Raw genomic sequence first — 15,519 nt, forward strand, 5'->3', positions numbered from 1 at the left:
AAGCCTAATTTAGTTTTATGTTATACTAGTAGTATAATTTTTTTGAAAACGTTTTCTATTTTTTGTTGACAGGATAAGACGTTAAGACTATCCTTATAGTATGAATCTTTAAAGCAAACTAATAGTGGATGAAGGTTGCAGGAGAGCGTTTATTTTATAAACCGCCGAAGGAGCAAACTCCAAAAAGACCCTTTGGAGTGAATCTCTCAGGTATAAGGACTGTAACTGGACACAACTCTGGAGAGCGCGTATGAATGTGGTACGCCACCAACGGGGATGGGCTTCTATAGAGCTAAACTCTCAGGTAAACAGACAGGGATGGGGCAGGGAAATTCATTTGTTCTTTCTCTGTCTTTTTTGTCGTGCCCACAATTCAGTCATCATTGCAGAGACGCAGTCAGTTCAATGGAAGTTAACCAAAACAGGGGGGTTTACCATGGAAACGAGCTACAAGGGTAATAATAAGATGTTAACAGGAATTGTATTTGGGGTTCTTACGTATTGGCTTTTCTCACAGTCACTAATCAATGTCATTCCGGAAGTTCAGAAAGATATGGGTATTTCATTAGGGCTTCTGAACACAGCAATTAGTTTAACGGGTTTATTTTGCGGTATGTTTGTTGTAGCAGCAGGAGGATTATCTGATCGAATTGGGCGAAAGAAAATTACGATGCTGGGCTTAGTATTAAATATAATCGGCTCACTTTGCCTCATCTTAGCCCACGGAACGATTCTCTTAATTATAGGCCGTATCATTCAAGGTTTCTCAGCAGCATGTATTATGCCTGCGACGCTTGCTTTAGTGAAAAGTTATTTTGATGGCGCTGACCGGCAAAGAGCCTTAAGTTACTGGTCTTTTGGTTCTTGGGGCGGCGGCGGTATTTGTTCCTTCGCCGGAGGATTCATTTCTACTTATTTAGGATGGCGTTATATCTTCGTTTTCTCAATCGTTATCACTTTGTTATCTATGTTATTGGTTAAAGAGGTTCCAGAAAGTAAGGCAAAACAAAACAATTCAGCAAAATTTGATTTTGTCGGCATGATTGTCTTTATCTTTGTCATGCTTGCTTTAGAACTTGGTATTACACGCGGCGAAGAATTTGGCTGGACAAGTCCTATTACATTAAGCTGTTTGGGTGTTGTTGTCATCGGCGGCGCGTTATTCTTAAAGATTGTATCAAGCAAAGCTAACGGCTTCATTGATATTTCAATATTCAAAAATAAATATTTTACCGGCGCAACAGTGTCAAACTTATTACTAAATGCTGTAGCCGGAGCTCTCATTGTTGCAAATACGTATGTCCAAGTTGCAAGAGGATACAGTTCTTTTCAATCCGGATTATTATCGCTTGGCTATTTAGTTTGCGTATTAGCGATGATTCGTGTCGGTGAAAAATTATTACAAAAACACGGCCCAAGAAAGCCGATGATCTTATCTTGTATTTTAGTAGTAGCCGGAATTGCGCTAATGACATTTACATTCTTGCCAAATACAATGTATACCATTCTTGTCGTTATCGGTTTTACAATTTATGGAATTGGTCTTGGTCTTTATGCCACACCATCTACCGATACAGCCATTGACAATGTTCCTGCAGCGAAGGCCGGAGAGGCAGCAGGTATTTATAAAATGTCTAGTACAATAGGCGGTTCAATGGGATTAGCGATATCTATTGCAGTTTATAGTATTGTTGAAAAGGTTGGCGGAAATTTGGAAGTCGCTGCAAGTGCAGGTTTGATTACCAATATTCTTTTCACAGTACTAGCCTTTGTAGCTATAGTAAGTAATATTCCAAAAGGACATGTACTTAAAGCTGGACAAAACATTGTTACAGAATTAAAAGAGAGAAAAGCTCAATAATATAAAATGAACTGAAAATGTCCTTAACGGGGCATTTTCTTTTTGTTGAAACTAGGAAGTTTATTTTATTAAACATCTATCTATTTCCCTGATGCAATCACTGATACACATTCTAATGGGAAAAAAGAATATGAACATCAGCCGCTTTGGATGGTTTCAAAAGTATAAGTCCTAGATGCCCAATTGGCTGCCGTATCTTTAGTGAGCAATATGGAGTCTTCCTCCAGTCTAAAAGTCAGTATAACCGCTTTCATCTTGGCGGGTACCCCTTTTTAACACAGCCTTTACAACAGGAATGCTTTACACATAGAATCTTACCGTGCAAATGTTAGCCAGCAAGAATTCCAGTCACTATCTAGTTGCCATTATATATGGTAATTCTATTATAGTATAAATAACCCTTTTTTGGAAATATTTTCTTCAAAAAAAATACGTAAACCGACTTTAGCTCTATCTTATTGAAGGAAGAGTCTTTTGTCAAGAGTTGCTTATAGGAAAAGTTTAGTCTTGAAAATCAAAGGCTCTTCGGAGGCTCCAACCTTTTCATCCGGGTCCTGTGTCCTTACTGCTTAAGCTTATCTATATCCATTCAGCAGAAAATCCTCCACTTTTATAGAGGTGGAGGACTTTTGTTGAATGAAGTTAAAGTCAGTTATTAGTCATTATTGTTACATGGCAGATAATAGATACAATCGAACTTTAGTAAGGTTTTATTTTAATAATACGTGGATTGGACTTCCTAAGGCTACTTCAGCAGCTTCCATTGTCATTTCACCAAGCGTTGGATGTGCATGAATCGTCGTAGCGATTTTTTCTGCGGTTAACCCCGCTTCGATAGCAAGTCCTATCTCAGAAATGATATCCGAAGCATTCGCACCGGCAATTTGACCGCCAATTACAACCCCGTCTTCTTTACGGACAACTAATTTTACAAAACCATCTGCGCTGTCAAGCGATAACGCACGTCCATTTCCTGCATAGGAGAACTTGGCTGCAATGACATCAATTCCTGCTTCCTTCGCATCCTTTTCTAGGTAACCTACAGATGCAAGTTCCGGATCAGAGAATACAACCGCTGGCATTCCAACATAACTAATTTCAGATGGATGCCCGGCAATGGCTTCTGCGGCAACTTTTGCTTCATAAGATGCCTTATGAGCAAGCTGAGGTCCCGGTACAACATCACCAATCGCATAGATATTACTTACATTTGTACGGCATTGTTTATCAATTTCAATAATACCGCGTGCATTCGTCTCAACACCAGCTTGTTCAAGACCAAGTTCGTTCGTATTTGGCCGTCTGCCAACCATGACAAAAACGTAATCAGCTTCAACTTTCTTTTCTTCGCCCTTCACTTCAAATGTTACGACAACACCTGTTTCTGTTTCTTCAACGCCTTTTGCCATTGCTTTTGTAAAAATTTCGGCGCCTTTTTTCTTCAAAGATCTTTTCACAAGTGCAGACATTTGCTTTTCAAAACCAACACTTAAAATATCATCTAATCCTTCTAGAATAGTCACCTGGGAACCAAAGTTTGCATATGCCCCGCCTAATTCAACCCCGATGACTCCGCCGCCAATAACGACAATCTTTTCTGGAACTTCTTCTAAGTTTAGTGCCCCGGTAGAATTTAAAACACGTTTAGAGAATTTAAAGGTTGGTAATTCAATCGGTCTAGAACCTGTAGCAATGATCGCATTTTTAAATTGAATCGTTTCTGATGATTCTTCAGACGTCACCTTCAATGAATGGCTATCAACAAATGCTGCTTCCCCGCGGATGATGTCTACTTTGTTTCCTTTTAATAATGCTTCTACACCGCTCGTTAACTTATTAACAACACTCGCTTTAAATTCTTGCACTTTGGAATAATCTACTTTTACATTTTCAGCAGTAATCCCAAATTTATCCGAGTGTTTAGCTGTTTCATAACGATGCCCTGCTGCAATAAGCGCTTTTGAAGGGATACACCCTACATTTAAACAAACTCCGCCAACATATTCCTTTTCAACAACCGCTGTTTTTAAACCTAATTGAGCAGAGCGAATGGCAGCAACGTAACCCCCTGGTCCGGCACCAATAACAACAACATCATATTCTTTTGTCATCTTTATATCTCCTTTCAATAACCAACAATTTATTTTAAAGAACTTGTATTAATTAAATGGAATAGTAATAAAGAGCGGGAAGGCTCTCTGCAGGTCTAAAAAATATAGGTTCCAATTAATCTAATTCAATTGCACATGCACTAGAGGTAAAGCTGTCTCCGACTTCAAAACCATATTCATCGCTATAATCAATGATGGTTTCTTCATCTAAATAACGTTTTGTAAATTGATCCATCAAGATTTGTATCCCATCCATCTCAATCGATATATCGTTTCGCCGCGGCTCACCAAATACGATGGAAAACTTCACGGACATCCCGCATCCTCCTGCTACGTCGGCATCAATCCGGGGAACTCCATTTTCATTTACAGCCAATTCTTTGATTTTGTTTATTGCTGATTCTGTCATGATTAATTTCATTGGATTTCACTCCTCCTAACGCCTATGCAAAATTTATCCTGTAGCCGGAAAGAAAAAATGTCTTTGTTTCATCAGAACATTGGACAGACTTGTTACGTATTACAAGCACAAATACATTGACAGTGGTATTCATCTCATCGGCTAAAATTCCATTCATCGGAGCAATATTTACTTTTCGCTAATTGCTGTACATACTGCTCTTCTTCACTTGTTAATACGTATGGTTCTAATTCAACGTTTAAACCGCGCTCAAATCCATTCCGAAATGCCTTTTTAGCTTCCTCAAGTCCAACCGTACGACCTGCGATCGCATTAATAGCTGCCGCCTTTTTACTGAACGCTCGTTTTGCTCTCTCTTTTACCTTTTCGTTCGAGTAGTTGAATAGATTAAATAACTTGTCCTCATCTAAATCGAGCAAGATGGAGCCATGCTGCAGAATCACACCTTTTTGACGTGTCTGAGCGCTCCCGGCAATTTTACGTCCTTCTACAACAAGCTCATACCAGGATGGTGCATCAAAGCAAGCAGAAGAACGAGATTCATTCGCATGGATCTCTTCGCCTGTTTTTGGAATGGCAAAATGAGCATCCAGACCCAGATGGATAAAACCTTCAAGCAATCCTTGGGAAATCACACGATATGCTTCTGTCACGGTTTTCGGCATATCAGGATACTCTTCCGATACAATAACACTGTATGTAAGCTCATTTTCATGGAGCACTGCACGACCGCCGGTCGGCCGTCTGACAAAACCAAGGTTATATCTTTTGAGCATCTCAAAATTAATTTCCTTGTGTGCTTTTTGAAAATAGCCTATTGTCAGTGTCGCAGGATTCCACCCGTAAAAACGAACCGTCGGCGGGATTTCCCCCAGGCTGTGCCAATTAAGCAGTGCCTCATCAAGTGCCATGTTATAAGAAGGATCACAATTTCCAGAATCAATAAATCTCCACTTTTCTTTCATTAAGCTCATTCCCTATCCCTATTGTTATAGTTCTACGTGAAAACTATTCTTTTAGAGTGCTGCCCGCCGCCAAAATAGTTGTACTTTTAAGACCAGTGCCTGCTGCAGTTGGTCATTGCCGGATATCACAATACCAGAAACCAAAATCATTCTATTCTTACAACTTATGAAAAAGGATTAATTAGATATAACAGATAGGAAAACTACGAAGTAAATACGGATATTCATAAATCGCTTTTAACTTGATAGCCATATGTACCACCCAACCACGGTCCGGCATTCTTCGTGATTGGTCTAGATAAAATGTTACTATTCTTCATTCATTATACATGCGCTTTTGCCGCTTCAACTTGCTCATCAGCATGATAGGACGAACGTACAAGCGGTCCTGCTTCACAGTGGCTGAATCCTTTAGTCAGGGCAATTTCTTTTAATTCATTAAATTCCTCAGGGCTCCAATACTTTTGGACTTTTAAATGAGTTTTTGAAGGCTGCAGATATTGTCCAATCGTTAATATGTCAACATGGTTAGCACGAAGATCATCCATCGCTTCCATGAGTTCTTCTTTCGTTTCCCCAAGTCCAACCATAATGCTTGATTTCGTTGGAATATTAGGATTCATTTCTTTTGCACGGCGTAAAAACTCAAGCGAACGCTCATAGGTGGCACGTGCCCGAATAGATGGTGATAAACGTTTCACGGTTTCAATGTTGTGGTTTAAAATGTCAGGTTTTGCATCCATTAATGTTTTTAAATTGTCATATACCCCGCCCATATCAGATGGAAGGACTTCAATGCCGCAAAACGGATTTCGTCTTCTCACGGCGCGAACCGTTTCCGCAAAAATGGCAGCTCCGCCATCTTTTAAATCATCACGGGCAACAGTCGTAATCACGACGTGCTTTAAGCCCATTTGTTCTACTGATTCTGCAATTCGTTCCGGCTCTTCCCAATCAAGCTCCGTTGGAAGACCTGTTTGAACCGCACAGAATCGGCAGGAGCGAGTGCATACACTTCCTAAAATCATAAAAGTTGCTGTTTTACGTTCAGCCCAGCATTCATGAATGTTGGGACATTGCGCTTCTTCACAGACTGAATGAAGGTTTTTACCACGCATCATTTTTTTTAAGCCTGTATAATCTTCATTGGTATTTAATTTAATTTTGAGCCACTCCGGTTTACGAACATATTCCGTTGTCATATCATTCACTCCTATTGCTGGACATAAAATAAAAATAAGCAACAATTTCTATAAGTATACTAAGAATTAAATTCAAAATAACTCGTTATAAGACTGCCAGGAATGAACGGGAGAGAAGATTTATTTTCTTTTCCTCTTTCCCTTCCATTCCCAGCATTGTTTTTTCATTTTGAAACAAAATTCTCAATCATTAAGCTTTAACAGTTTCTTTTTCCTGCACTGCTGTTTCTGCTTTTTTATAACGTAAGACTGGTTGTCTTGCTGCTTGAACTTCATCCAAGCGGCCAATCACCGTTGTATGTGGTGCTTCTAAAACGATTTCTGGACTTTCTTCTACTTCCTTAGCAATTTGAATCATAACATCACAGAAAGCATCCATTGTTTCTTTGGATTCTGTTTCAGTCGGTTCAATCATTAAACATTCTTCAACGTTTAATGGGAAGTAGATTGTTGGTGGATGGTAGCCAAAATCTAACAGACGTTTTGCCATATCCAATGTCCGCACACCAAGTTTTTTCTGTCTGGAACCGGATAATACAAATTCATGCTTACAAACTTGTGAAAATGGTGCTTCAAAATATGGCTCCAATTTTTTACGCATGTAGTTAGCATGAAGAACAGCGCCTTCAGAAACTTCACGTAATCCAACTGCTCCCATTGAACGAATATAAGCGTAAGCACGAACAATAATACCGAAGTTACCATAGAACGCTTTTACGCGGCCAATGGATAATGGGTAATTTGAATTTAAGACAAATGTGTCGCCGTCTTTTTCGACGCGTGGTACAGGTAAAAATGGAAGAAGGAATTCCTTAACCCCAACAGGACCTGAACCAGGACCGCCGCCGCCGTGTGGGCCGGTAAATGTTTTGTGCAGATTTAAATGCACGATATCAAAGCCCATGAATCCTGGAGTTGTTTTTCCCATAATGGCATTTGTATTAGCACCATCATAGTAGAGTAATCCGCCTGCTTCATGAACGACAGCAGCAATTTCCGCGATTTCTCTTTCAAACAAACCAAGTGTATTAGGGTTTGTTAACATTAATGCAGCAGTATCATTGCCTACATGTTTCTTTAATTCTTCTACGTCAACTAATCCATTTTCGTTTGATGGAATTGTGACAATGCTAAAGCCTGCAACGCTCGCACTAGCAGGGTTTGTACCATGCGCGGAGTCTGGAACAAGGACTTTTGTTCTCTTATCGCCATTATGCTCATGATAAGCTTTGACCATCATTAATCCAGTCCATTCACCTTGAGCACCTGCAGCAGGCTGTAATGTAATAGCATCCATTCCAGTAACGACAGCTAATTCTTCTTGTGTATTATATAAAAGTTCTAATGCACCCTGTACAGTTTCAGTTGGCTGGTAAGGGTGAATACTTGTGAAACCCGCTAGACGTGCCACAACTTCGTTAATTTTTGGATTATATTTCATCGTACAAGAGCCAAGTGGATAAAATCCATTATCGACCCCATGGTTTTTATTTGAAAGGGCTGTATAGTGACGAACAAGATCCAACTCAGCCACTTCAGGAAGCTCTGCTGCTTCATCACGAATTAAATGTTTTGGAAATTTATCTTGTAAATTAACACTTTTAACGTCACTTTTCGGAAGGCTGTACCCTACACGACCGGAACGACTGATTTCAAAAATTAAATCATTATACTCAACCATTTACAACAGCCTCCAATGCTTCTACAAATTTGTCAATCTCTTCTTTTGAACGTTGTTCTGTAACGGCAATTAGCATTTGATTGTCAAATCCGTAATCAATTCCTAAGTCATATCCACTAATGAATCCAGCTTCAAGAAGTTTAGCGTTCACTTCTTTCACTGAACGTGGAAGTTCTACAACAAATTCATTGAAGAAGGCTGATTTGTTTAATACGTTAAAGCCTTTGCTTTGCAATAACTTCGCCATATAGTCAGCTTTCTCAATATTTTGCTGTGCCATTTCACGAATTCCATTCTTACCTAATGCTGACATGCAAATAGAAGAGGCCAGTGCATTTAGAGCTTGGTTTGAACAAATATTAGATGTCGCTTTTTCGCGGCGGATATGCTGCTCGCGAGCTTGTAAAGTTAACACAAATCCGCGTTTTCCTTGATCGTCCTGCGTTTGACCAACAATACGTCCTGGAATTTTACGAAGGTATTTTTGATTAACAGCAAAATATCCACAATGCGGACCGCCAAAGGACATGGAAATACCAAGCGGCTGCATATCTCCGACAACGATATCTGCACCCAATTTACCAGGTGTTTGTAATAGTGCTAATGCAAGCGGGTTTGCACTTACAATGAAAAGAGCACCATTTTCAGCAGCGACAGCTTTGATTTCTCTTAAATCTTCAATAGAACCAAAGAAGTTTGGATATTGAACAATCACAGCAGCTGTGTCTTTGCCTACTTGTGATTTTAATTGTTCTAAGTCTGTTACATCTGCAGCAAGACTTGCTTCTTCAACTGAATATCCATGACCTCTTGCCACCGTGTTTAAAATAGCACGTGATTCAGGATGAACAGCCTTTGAAACAACTACTTTTGCACGTTTTGTAGAAGCCACAGCAAGTGAAGCAGCCTCTGCAAGTGATGTATAGCCATCGTACATGGATGAGTTTGCTGCTTCCATGCCAGTTAATTCACTAACCATTGTTTGGAATTCAAAAATGGCTTGTAATTCCCCTTGGCTGATTTCTGGTTGATATGGTGTATAAGCTGTATAAAATTCCGAACGTGAAATCATATGGTCAACAACGCTTGGAATATAATGATCATATGTACCCGCGCCTAGAAAAGATGGATACTCCGTTGCATTTACATTTCGCGCAGCAAGCTTGCTCATTTTCTTCATCAAAACAGGTTCTGAATCTGCTTCTGGAATAGCTAGTTCACCTTTTAAGCGAAGGTCAGCTGGAATATCTTCGAATAACTCTTCAACAGAAGACATTCCTAGGAAATCTAGCATTTCCTTTTTATCTTGTTCTGTATCAGGAAGATATCTATAAGTGTTTGTCATCTTATTCTTCTCCTTCACTAATAAATGCTTGGTAAGCTTCCTCGTTTAATAGTGATTGTAATTCTTCCGGATTAGATAATTCTACTTCTACTAACCATGCTTCATATGGTTTTTCGTTAATTAATTGTGGTTCATCTTCTAACGCTTCATTGACACTAACAACTTTACCTGATACAGGAGAAAAGATATCGGAAACCGCTTTAACTGATTCAACAGATCCCATAGTTTCACCAGCAGTTACTTCATCATCCTCTGCAGGATTCTCAACAAAAACGATGTCTCCTAAAAGGTGTTGTGCATAATCAGAGATTCCGATACGTACGCGATTTCCTTCTAGTTGTAATACCCACTCGTGATCTTTACTGTAAACTAAGTTTGCTGTTGCGTTTGTCATTGTTTTATCTTCCTCTCAATTTTTATATGTATTCAATGGAAAGATGATTGCCCTCACATAGTCATGTTCAGGCAATCCCTCCAATAGAATCTTAATCTTAAATCTTAATCTTAAATCTTAAATCTTAAATCTTAAATTCTAGTATTAACCCCTTTTATAGAAAGGTGCTTTTACAACAACTGCGTCAATCATTTTATTGCGGATTTCAAGTTTTAGCTCTGTTCCTAATTCAGCATATTCTGCTGATACTAATGCAAGTCCTAAGCTTTTCTTTAAAGTTGGAGATTGTGTGCCTGAAGTAATTTCGCCAATTTCCACTCCATCAGCTGAGAACACTTTGTAACCATGACGAGGAATACCTCTTCCTGTTACTTCAACCCCAACGATTTTGCGTTTTAATCCTTCTGCTTTTTGCTTTACAAGTGCTTCTTTTCCAATAAAGTCACTTTCTTTTTTCAATTTTACGGCAAAAGCGATTCCGCCTTCCAACGGACCGATGTCGCTGGAAAGTTCTTGACCGTAAAGATTTAGGCGTGCTTCAAAGCGAAGCGTATCGCGTGCACCAAGTCCAATTGGCTTTAAGCCATCTTCCTTGCCAGCTTCAAGAAGTTTGTCCCAAAGGGCTACTACTTTATCGTTTGCTAAATAAAGTTCAAATCCGTCCTCACCTGTGTAACCTGTACGAGATACAAGAATGTCAGTAATTCCAGCGACAGTTGCATGTTGAGCAAAGCAGAAAGAGCCGATTTGGCTTAGGTCTGTATCTGTTAACTTTTGTAAAATGGCTTCAGCTTTCGGACCTTGGAGGGCAAGCTGTGACACCTCACCTGAAATATTTTGCAGCTTCACATCGCCTTTTACATTTTGCTGCATCCAAGCGTAATCTTTATCAATGTTAGCTGCATTAATGACTAGCAAGTACTTTTCATCCTCTAACTTATAGACAAGCAAGTCATCGACAGTACCACCGTCTGGGTAACACATTGCTGAATATTGTGCTTGGTTGATTTCTACCTTTGTTACATCGTTTGTAACAAGATAATTAACAAAGTTCAATGCATCTTTTCCTTCAGCGATTACTTCACCCATATGGGATACATCAAAGAGTCCTGCAGCAGTTCGAACAGTTTCATGCTCTTCGATAATGCCTGAAAACTGAACTGGAAGCTCCCAGCCGCCAAAATCAATGACTTTTGCTCCAAATTTTTGGTAAGATTCAAAAAGCGGTGTTCTTTTTAACATAGTTTCTACGCTCATTGTTACGCCTCCGATTATGATTTCCTGCAAAATAATTCTTCTTTCACCTTTTACCTGTTTCGGTAATGGCAAGACCTCCAAGTGCAGTCTCCTTAAGAGTCCTCGGCATTTCTTTACCTGCCTTATACATCGCTTCAATGACTTCATAGCATGGGATTCTGCTTGCCACTCCAGCAGTTGGAGCGGCAAGCAGAGCTCCCATTCGTGCATTGCTTTCAGATGCAGCTAAGGAAAAGGTCATGGCATCTCCAATATAACTTTCAGAGAGTCCCTTGCCCTTTTTGATATATTTATAAAACTTCACGGTATCTCCACCGGAAATTCCACTTGGTGCTGTTAAGCAGTCAGTTGTACCGATGCAACGGCTTCATCGTTAGTACTTTGTTTTATACTAGAACTGGCTGTTGTTGGTATAATGGAAATGAATCACAAATGGCTTTCGTTGTTTCTTTTGCTTGTTCAATAACGGCTTTGTCTCCTTTACTCTTAAGCACAGATGCAATGACTCCGCCGATTTTCACCATTTCTTCCTTCTTCATGCCGCGGGTGGTTAAAGCCGCTGTGCCCATACGGATACCGCTTGTTACAAATGGGCTTTGCGGATCAAATGGGATCGTGTTTTTATTGACCGTAATTCCCGCTTCTTCTAATAATTTTTCAGCTTCTTTTCCAGTTAAATCCCATGGACGAAGATCTAAGAGGACAATATGATTATCCGTACCGCCGGAGACAAGGGTGGCACCTTCTTTTATTAAAGTATCGCCAAGCGTCGAAGCGTTTTCGATGACTTGCTTAGCATATTCTTTAAAACTTGGCTGCAGTGCTTCATTAAATGCCACCGCTTTAGCTGCAATGATGTGCATTAACGGCCCGCCCTGAATTCCCGGGAATACAGACTTATTAATCGCTTTAGCAATCTCTTCATCGTTTGTTAAAATGATTCCGCCGCGCGGTCCCCGCAGTGTCTTATGCGTTGTGCTTGTTACAACATCTGCATAAGGAATTGGTGATGGATGAAGACCAGCTGCAACAAGTCCGGCAATATGAGCCATATCGACCATAAGTTTTGCTCCAACTTGATCAGCAATTTCTCTAAAACGAGCGAAGTCAATCACTCTTGGATAAGCACTTGCACCGGCAATAATCAATTTTGGTTTTTCTTTTTTTGCAATCGCCTCTAGCTCATCGTAATCAATTAATTGAGTATCTTCTCTTACACCATAGGACACAATCTCAAACCATTTTCCTGAAACGCTTACAGGACTTCCGTGAGTTAAGTGGCCGCCTTGTGAAAGGTTCATCCCCATCACTTTATCGCCAGGCTGAAGCAATGCGAAGAATACAGCGAAATTAGCTGTTGCACCTGAGTGCGGTTGAACATTCGCATATTTCACGTCAAACAGCTTTGTTAAACGTGCAATTGCTTCCTGTTCTGCTACATCCACGAACTCGCATCCCCCATAATAGCGCTTTCCTGGATAGCCTTCTGCATATTTATTTGTCATCACACTGCCCATTGCCTCTAGAACATCTTCGCTGACGAAGTTTTCTGATGCAATTAACTCTAATGTTGAAAGCTGCCGCTTTCGCTCCTTCTCAATCGCCTCAAAAATGGCTGAATCATTTTGTCTCAAACTCATGTTTTCTCCCCCAATTCGTTTTGTTACAGGCTTTTGTCTCTACAAAACAATCACTTGCAGTTAGATAAAACGCCTTTTTGTGCTACTAACCTGCTTTTCTCGGGAAAACTGTTTAAAACAGAATAATCCACCGCCTTTTTTGCACGCAAAAAAGGACAGAAAAGGGTAAACGTAGCCGTTTATTTACCCTTCTCTGTCCTTTTTACCTGAGAGATTAGCTCCATTATTCATAGAACCTTCCCCTTTGGTGGTGTAATATGTATATACACTCTCTCCAGAGGCGCGTCCGATTGTAGTTCCATCTACCTGAGAGATTTGTTCCAAGGGTCTTTTTGAAACTTGCTCCTTCGGTGGCGTGTAACTTAATGCACTCTCCCACAACCGTCATCCGCTCATATTTAATTTTGATATTCTTAGGATATTGGGTCTATGGGAATTTGTCAATCTTTATTCACAGATTTTTTTAAAGCGCTTACCTGTGAAATTATTCCAAAGTAATCAAACCCGTGATATTACAAGCATCGAATCGAACTAGTGTGAATTAAATCATAGCATTTATTTTTGTATGCTAGTATTATTATTAGATACGAAAGCGATTACATTTAACCTTAAGGGAGCCAAAAAATGTAAATAAGGGGTGCGATTCGAAAAATGGGAATTCCTTAATATTTAATCATCACAGTGCTCATCTATCATGGGTTTGAAACATGAATAGGAGCCTCCAGAAATCGGAAAAACCTCTTGCTGGACAGCCCCTGCTATTGAATTCTTTTATTTAAACTCTTCCTCCAGCGCTTTAGCTAGGAAGACGCTGAATTCTACTCTTGTAATATATTGATTTGGACGGAAACTGCCGTCGCTGAAGCCGCTGGTGATGTTTTCCGCGGCCATGCTGTTGATAGCATTGTAATAATGCTTGCTGCCTGGAACGTCATTAAAATAAGCTGTGCTTGTATCAGCGAAGCCGAAGGCATTTTTCAAAATAATGGCGACGTCTCCTCTAATAATATTGCTGCCAGGTCTAAAAGTTCCATCTGTGAAGCCGTTAATCACACCCTGGTCCGTCGCACTTTTTACATATCCTGACGCAAATGAGCTGGCTGGTACATCCGAGAATCTGGTTTGCGTTTTCGTCCCGTCCAATCCTTTGGCACGTCCCAGCATCGCTACTGCTTCCGCTCTTGTCACTGGAGCATTCGGATGGAAACCGCCATCACCATATCCACTCACAATGCCATGCCGATAAAGATAGAGGATTTCGTCCGAGTACCAGGTATTATCTTTCAAATCAATAAATAGATCGGCTTGTTCACTGGATGGAGGCTGAATCAAGCCGTAGCCATACTGAGCGTCCTTGCCGGCATCGCCTAAATCATATGCCGCACGCTCCATATGACCCCGAATCTGCTGATTGTTCAAACTTGGATACTCTTCCTTATATAATGCCGCAATCCCCGTTACAAACGGAGCTGCCATGCTTGTACCGTATGTGTAGGCATATTGCGCATCAGACCCGCCGATAGTTGTACTCAAAATGTTCTCACCCGGTGCGGCAAAATCTAAATTCGAACCATAGTAGGAAAAGACTGAACGTCTTAGTTTTTCATCAACAGAACCGACTGCGAGCACGGTATTGTAGCGTGCCGGATATAATACATCTGTGATATTGATTCGCGGATCAAGGGCATTTCCCGAAGCTGCTACAATCAAAATCCCCTTGTTGTAGGCTGCTTGAAGTGTTGATTCAAGTAAACTGGTCCCCGATGGAGACGTAAAGCTTAAATTAATAATATCTAGATCATGGTCAATCGCCCAGTTAATACCCGCGATGACATCTGAAATATTCCCTTTTCCTAAATTATCCAATGTTTTAATTGAATAAAGTTCAGCGTCGGGTGCAACACCGACTGCTCCAAAATCATTATCAAGTGCAGCGATAATTCCCGCCACCTCTGAACCATGACCTGCATCATCATTGTATGATGGGTTTCCCGGCACAAAGGAAACTCCCCCTGCAACGCGCAGGTCGGGATGATTCAAATTGATACCTGTATCAATAATTCCGATTTTCACACCTTTACCTGTTAAACCGTAGTACTGCTCACGCGATTCCGGTATGTTAACAGCCTGATATCCCCAACTGGCATTCTGGACACTGGTTTTGACAACCGAATCCTTTTCAATCCGCAGAACATCCGGCTGCGCGGCCAATTTATCCTTCACGGATGCAGGAATGGTCACGGATGCAGCATGATATTCAGGAAAAAGGTGATGAATTTCAATCGTGTTCTCTTCAAGCAGTTTCTCGTTGATTTCCTTGTTAAACGTGATGATGACACGTTCAGACGGCTCTTCCGCACTTACTTGAAAAGGAACAATTAGTAAAAAAAGAAATAGAATGGCCATGATGTATTTTCTCATTAAAATTCCCCTTCACGATTAAACCCTGTGTGATATGCAACGATTCTATTAAGCTCTTGTCCATCTCTGAGCATGGCTTATTTCTTGGATGACTGTTTTGATTCACCTCCAAAGAATATACAAAACTATGGATGAAAATAGAGAAAATTGCAAATAAAATTACTATTATACGAGTAATATCATTCAATCACCACGAGTTTACAAGATCAACCATCCAATCA

At 40.2% G+C, this 15,519-nt stretch carries 12 protein-coding genes and 3 riboswitches; of the genes, 1 reads left to right on the forward strand and 11 read right to left on the reverse strand.

Going from position 1 to position 15,519, the window contains the following annotated elements:
* The first annotated feature begins 128 nt into the window (after positions 1-128).
* Positions 129-232, forward strand: a riboswitch (glycine riboswitch).
* Positions 233-323, forward strand: a riboswitch (glycine riboswitch).
* A gap of 113 nt (positions 324-436) precedes the next feature.
* Positions 437-1,861, forward strand: a complete 1,425-nt coding sequence (locus HNR53_RS13055; protein WP_184526673.1) for an MFS transporter — start codon at positions 437-439, stop codon at positions 1,859-1,861.
* Between the two features lie 710 nt (positions 1,862-2,571).
* On the opposite strand, the gene lpdA is transcribed toward HNR53_RS13055, so the two are convergent.
* The 11 genes from lpdA to HNR53_RS13110 all read right to left on the reverse strand — a co-directional run bounded on the left by lpdA (position 2,572) and on the right by HNR53_RS13110 (position 15,298).
* Complete coding sequence (lpdA, locus tag HNR53_RS13060; protein ID WP_184526675.1) at positions 2,572-3,972, reverse strand: dihydrolipoyl dehydrogenase; 1,401 nt, start codon at positions 3,970-3,972, stop codon at positions 2,572-2,574.
* 115 nt (positions 3,973-4,087) lie between these two features.
* Entirely contained in the window at positions 4,088-4,393 is a 306-nt protein-coding gene (locus HNR53_RS13065) for an iron-sulfur cluster biosynthesis family protein (protein WP_184526677.1), read from the reverse strand.
* Positions 4,394-4,527: 134 nt separating this feature from the next.
* On the reverse strand, positions 4,528-5,358 hold the full coding sequence (locus tag HNR53_RS13070) for a lipoate--protein ligase family protein (RefSeq protein ID WP_184526679.1): 831 nt from the start codon (positions 5,356-5,358) through the stop codon (positions 4,528-4,530).
* Positions 5,359-5,681: 323 nt separating this feature from the next.
* Positions 5,682-6,560 carry a lipoyl synthase gene (lipA, locus tag HNR53_RS13075; RefSeq protein WP_184526681.1) on the reverse strand — a complete coding sequence of 293 codons (879 nt, stop codon included), beginning with the start codon at positions 6,558-6,560 and terminating at the stop codon, positions 5,682-5,684.
* Positions 6,561-6,750: 190 nt separating this feature from the next.
* Entirely contained in the window at positions 6,751-8,241 is a 1,491-nt protein-coding gene (gene gcvPB / locus HNR53_RS13080) for an aminomethyl-transferring glycine dehydrogenase subunit GcvPB (protein WP_184526683.1), read from the reverse strand.
* Positions 8,234-9,586 carry an aminomethyl-transferring glycine dehydrogenase subunit GcvPA gene (gene gcvPA / locus HNR53_RS13085; protein WP_184526686.1) on the reverse strand — a complete coding sequence of 451 codons (1,353 nt, stop codon included), beginning with the start codon at positions 9,584-9,586 and terminating at the stop codon, positions 8,234-8,236. Before gcvPA ends, gcvPB begins: the two co-directional genes overlap by 8 nt.
* A gap of 1 nt (position 9,587) precedes the next feature.
* Positions 9,588-9,980, reverse strand: a complete 393-nt coding sequence (gcvH, locus tag HNR53_RS13090; protein WP_184526688.1) for a glycine cleavage system protein GcvH — start codon at positions 9,978-9,980, stop codon at positions 9,588-9,590.
* Positions 9,981-10,124: 144 nt separating this feature from the next.
* Positions 10,125-11,237 (reverse strand): glycine cleavage system aminomethyltransferase GcvT, encoded by a 1,113-nt coding sequence (gene gcvT, locus HNR53_RS13095; RefSeq protein ID WP_246439567.1) that lies wholly within the window; start codon positions 11,235-11,237, stop codon positions 10,125-10,127.
* A gap of 43 nt (positions 11,238-11,280) precedes the next feature.
* Complete coding sequence (locus HNR53_RS13100; RefSeq protein ID WP_184526690.1) at positions 11,281-11,541, reverse strand: hypothetical protein; 261 nt, start codon at positions 11,539-11,541, stop codon at positions 11,281-11,283.
* 82 nt (positions 11,542-11,623) lie between these two features.
* A complete protein-coding gene (gene glyA / locus HNR53_RS13105) occupies positions 11,624-12,877 on the reverse strand; it encodes a serine hydroxymethyltransferase (RefSeq protein ID WP_184526692.1) in 1,254 nt (417 codons plus the stop codon).
* A gap of 283 nt (positions 12,878-13,160) precedes the next feature.
* Positions 13,161-13,265, reverse strand: a riboswitch (glycine riboswitch).
* 383 nt (positions 13,266-13,648) lie between these two features.
* Positions 13,649-15,298 carry a S8 family peptidase gene (locus HNR53_RS13110; RefSeq protein ID WP_184526694.1) on the reverse strand — a complete coding sequence of 550 codons (1,650 nt, stop codon included), beginning with the start codon at positions 15,296-15,298 and terminating at the stop codon, positions 13,649-13,651.
* Positions 15,299-15,519 lie beyond the last annotated feature (221 nt).

Source organism: Bacillus benzoevorans (assembly GCF_014207535.1).
Taxonomy (GTDB): domain Bacteria; phylum Bacillota; class Bacilli; order Bacillales; family Cytobacillaceae; genus Bacillus_BD; species Bacillus_BD benzoevorans.

Coding starts and splice junctions, on each gene's coding strand:
- HNR53_RS13055 (WP_184526673.1), top strand. CDS start 437: ATGGAAACGAGCTACAAGGGTAATAATAAGATGTTAACAGGAATTGTA.
- lpdA (WP_184526675.1), bottom strand. CDS start 3,972: ATGACAAAAGAATATGATGTTGTTGTTATTGGTGCCGGACCAGGGGGT.
- HNR53_RS13065 (WP_184526677.1), bottom strand. CDS start 4,393: ATGAAATTAATCATGACAGAATCAGCAATAAACAAAATCAAAGAATTG.
- HNR53_RS13070 (WP_184526679.1), bottom strand. CDS start 5,358: ATGAAAGAAAAGTGGAGATTTATTGATTCTGGAAATTGTGATCCTTCT.
- lipA (WP_184526681.1), bottom strand. CDS start 6,560: ATGACAACGGAATATGTTCGTAAACCGGAGTGGCTCAAAATTAAATTA.
- gcvPB (WP_184526683.1), bottom strand. CDS start 8,241: ATGGTTGAGTATAATGATTTAATTTTTGAAATCAGTCGTTCCGGTCGT.
- gcvPA (WP_184526686.1), bottom strand. CDS start 9,586: ATGACAAACACTTATAGATATCTTCCTGATACAGAACAAGATAAAAAG.
- gcvH (WP_184526688.1), bottom strand. CDS start 9,980: ATGACAAACGCAACAGCAAACTTAGTTTACAGTAAAGATCACGAGTGG.
- gcvT (WP_246439567.1), bottom strand. CDS start 11,237: ATGAGCGTAGAAACTATGTTAAAAAGAACACCGCTTTTTGAATCTTAC.
- glyA (WP_184526692.1), bottom strand. CDS start 12,877: ATGAGTTTGAGACAAAATGATTCAGCCATTTTTGAGGCGATTGAGAAG.
- HNR53_RS13110 (WP_184526694.1), bottom strand. CDS start 15,298: ATGAGAAAATACATCATGGCCATTCTATTTCTTTTTTTACTAATTGTT.